Origin of the sequence: Rickettsia sp. TH2014 (assembly GCF_019249195.1) — a bacterium.
Taxonomy (GTDB): Bacteria; Pseudomonadota; Alphaproteobacteria; order Rickettsiales; family Rickettsiaceae; genus Rickettsia; species Rickettsia felis.
The window spans coordinates 1-3,545 of the sequence record NZ_MXAX01000010.1 but is presented as its reverse complement, the minus strand read 5'-3'; the positions used below and the strand labels follow the sequence as shown (position 1 = coordinate 3,545).

The following is a 3,545-nucleotide window of genomic DNA, read 5'->3' as shown; positions in this document are numbered from 1 at the left end:
AACTGCAATACGGAGGCACGACCGAAAAAACAATATGGGTAAATATTAGCTTTACCGGTTTAGTTTTTTATATTATAGTAGATTAATGGAGTATAGATTATGACTAAAGATGAAATTGCAGAGCTGTTTAAAAAATGTCTCGCTCTTCATAACAGATATCAATATCAAGAAGAAAAAGCCAATCTACGAAAATTCGTTGAAACTGATCCTGAAGAACTTTCAAATTTTATTGAAACTTATAATAAAACTGAAAAATATAACAATAGGGAAGCTGAAGTTTTTCATAGTTTAAGTTCTATTTTAATGGAAAAACAACAAGATAATGCAATTAAATCATTAAAGAAAGCTATTGAATTAGATCCAAGTAAAGCATACTATCACGAAGAGTTTTTTAATAAGTTACATAAAATAAATCCGGAGGAAGCACTCGCTTCTATCAAAAGAGCTATAGGGTTAAATCCAAATAAAAAATCATTATATGAAGATTTTATTATTTTGTTGAAAAAGGCAAATTATGATGAAGAAGCAGCAAAAATTACTGAAGCAATTCAACATTTCCCTAAAAACATACCTAATTTGGTATTAGATACTGAGGAAATAATAGAAGTTTATCAATTGGGGGATGCACTTAAATGCGAATAGTTGGTATTCCTAATTAAATATATATGTCGTTATTGTAAGAAGGCGTTGTTGTATGACACAGAAAAAGCGTACAATGTCATTTTTAGTAACGGCAGAAATCCAGTTTTCTGTCATCCCATGATTTATTTAAAAACCTGGACCCCGTGGTCAAGCCACGGGGTGACATTAAGGATTACTGGATTCCTTCCTAAGTGGGCATGACATTGAGCCACGCAACAAAGCCGAATAAATCACGGGATGACACAGAGAGAAATAATAAGTCATACAACGACCGTGACGGTCACATCAAAACAGTTTCTTTAATCCTTTTTGTAGCAGTTTATTCACAGGATCCGCTTGTTGGTTTTCCGGTGGAGGGCTGCTTTGTTCCTCTGTATTTGTATCTTGTTTCTTTCTAAGACCTAAAGCATCTTTAATAATATTTTCAGGTTTCTTTTCTCCGCTTTTTAGGTCTTTAATAATACTATTAAATACGTTTTTAACTAAATATGTCTGAAAAGCTTGAATATCTAATTTATGCTGCGGGTTATTTATGAATCCGTATAATTTAACGGCTATAGGCGGTAACTCCTCAATAGTAACGCTTGCACTAATATCCATCATATATTGTGGTAAGTTAATTCGACCGCTTGCATTTGCCTTGGCTGGCGTAGCATCTAAACTACATTCGCTTAAATCAAGCTTGCCACTAGCTATATTCCCGCTTGCAATTAAATTTTTGAAAGATGTTGATCCGCCGCTAAAAGAGCTGTTAATAAGCCGTAATACTCCTTCGGTATTTTTAGCATTATGTACTGCATCTGCAATTCGGTTTAAGTCAAACCCGCTTATTTTTCCGTTATCGCTATTTACGTTTAATTGCCCATTTAGATTATTAACATATGTATAAACGCTATTACCGCGAGAAGTAAGAGCGGCTTTAAAACTTAGTCGTCCATCGGTTATTTTTATTTTACCCGATTGCGGAGTTAAACTTTTTAAGTAGGCATTTTTTAAATCAATTTTAATTGCAGCATTTTGATCTTTTCCTGAACTCACATAACCGGTGCTACTTAGTTCGCCACCGTAAATACTCGCATTAACTGAAGTAATATTCAGTGTGCCACCGGTGATATTTAATTTTACTTTTAAATTATTTATGATTAATGAGTCGTTAGTTAGTTTATCAATATTTGTGGATAATTGTCCTTCAATTTCATTTAAAATCCCTAAGTTAATAGGATTGTTTGACCAAGGAGAATTATTTTTAGCTGTAGAGATGTTTTGAGTAGCAGGACTACTAGTTTTACTTGGAACAGTAGTAGGGGTATTACTTACAAGAATTTTATCCAAATTAACTAAAGGACTGTATACGTTAAGTTTAAAATTTGGTTTCTGAGCTGCTAAATTAATATCGCCTTTAATAGATATGTTAGTATTAAAAGCAGATATTTTATTATTAATATGGTAAGTATCTTTAATTTTTTGTACTTCCCCATTTAACTGTAATACCCCAATCTTACTTAAATTACTTACTCCCATAAGAGACATAAACGACTCAAAATTATTAATTTTTAGATTATGAGAAATAGCGATATCCTGTGCTAAGTTTTTAAGCTCAATATCTCCGGTTAGATTACTATTGGCCGCCGATAAATTAATATTTTGTAATTTTATTGCTTGAGGGTTATAGATTATATTAGAATTAAGTGTAAGTTTTTGGTTAATAATAGGAGGTAATTTATCGGTCTTTAGCTTTAGAGCATCAAGTACAGGTTTTAAACTATCCGCTTGTAGCATAATATTTGTCTTATCTAAATTAGAGCTAATATCGGTTATAATATTACTAGGATTGATAATAATATTTGATTTTAGGTTATTACGCTCTATATCATAATTTGCATTTGCTAATAATTCTATATTTGGATAATTAAGCCTTGCATCTTTAATAGCTATATTTTTACTATCGGCAGTAATTGCCGTAGTTAACTCGTAGTCATTTTGTAAATCAGCAGGCATACCTAAAGTTTTAGTATTGCCTTTAATATTTGCGTTACCTATGAAAGAATTATTTTCGCTATCGAGCCTTCCTTCGATTTTAATTTTTTCACTTTTAATTTTGTCACTGGCAAGATTAATATTAGCACTTAACGGAATTATTTTTCCTATTTCTTCAATATTTCCCTCTATATTAATCTGTTGCTCCAAAGCCTTTAAAGCTAAAGTAAAGTCTATTGGACCTTTAAGGCTTTTAATTTTAGTATCTAAGTTAATATCGTTAAATATTTTCTCACTATTTTTTTCTATATATATTACTTTACCATCTATAATTTTAACATGACTAATCAAAATGGGAAGTTCTAATTCAGTTTTAGTATTAGTAGATTCTGCAGAACTAACTTTATTTTCTTTAGGCTTATTATTAGATGTAGCGAACTGCCAATTTTTTTGTCCGTTATTCAAAACTTCTAGATTGATAATCGGTTTTTGCAACTCTATAGAAGCTACTTCAATTGCTCCTCTAAAAAGAGGAAAAAGCCGTAATGACGCTTTAGCATTTTCAACGAAAACTAGATGAGGTTCTTTCGTGCCGTCTATTGATGATAATTTAATTTCTGATAGTGATACTTCTGGATTTGGTAATAAAGATAATTTTATATCGCCGTTAATAGTTAAATCTCTATTTGTAGCCTCTTTAACTTTATCTATTATTACTCCTTTATAATTATTTAAAGGAATAAAGAAAGGAATAATAATTAATAATAATATTATACTTATAAATATAATAAGTGAGTATTTTAAAGTTTTAGGCATAGAGTTTAACCTTCTATTTATATACATATATTGATTATAGTATTTAAGAGACTATCCGTAAACAAATTTTCACCAATAACTTAGTTCTTTTTTGCTGCAAATTATAAGAT

Annotated in this window: 2 protein-coding genes; one reads left to right on the top strand and one right to left on the bottom strand. The window is 30.5% G+C overall.

Features of this window, described 5'->3' with window-relative positions; translation table 11 throughout:
• Nucleotides 1–303 precede the first annotated feature (303 nt).
• Nucleotides 304–642 (top strand): hypothetical protein, encoded by a 339-nt coding sequence (locus KYQ89_RS08130; RefSeq protein WP_218459779.1) that lies wholly within the window; start codon nt 304–306, stop codon nt 640–642.
• A 285-nt stretch (nt 643–927) separates the two neighbouring features.
• Here KYQ89_RS08130 and KYQ89_RS00125 read toward each other — a convergent pair whose 3' ends face one another.
• Entirely contained in the window at nt 928–3,435 is a 2,508-nt protein-coding gene (locus KYQ89_RS00125; RefSeq protein WP_218459778.1) for an AsmA family protein, read from the bottom strand.
• Between the last annotated feature and the right edge of the window lie 110 nt (nt 3,436–3,545).

What these genes read in the sequence shown, in the direction of transcription:
- KYQ89_RS00125 (WP_218459778.1), bottom strand. Translation starts at nt 3,435, where the DNA reads ATGCCTAAAACTTTAAAATACTCACTTATTATATTTATAAGTATAATA.
- KYQ89_RS08130 (WP_218459779.1), top strand. Translation starts at nt 304, where the DNA reads ATGGAAAAACAACAAGATAATGCAATTAAATCATTAAAGAAAGCTATT.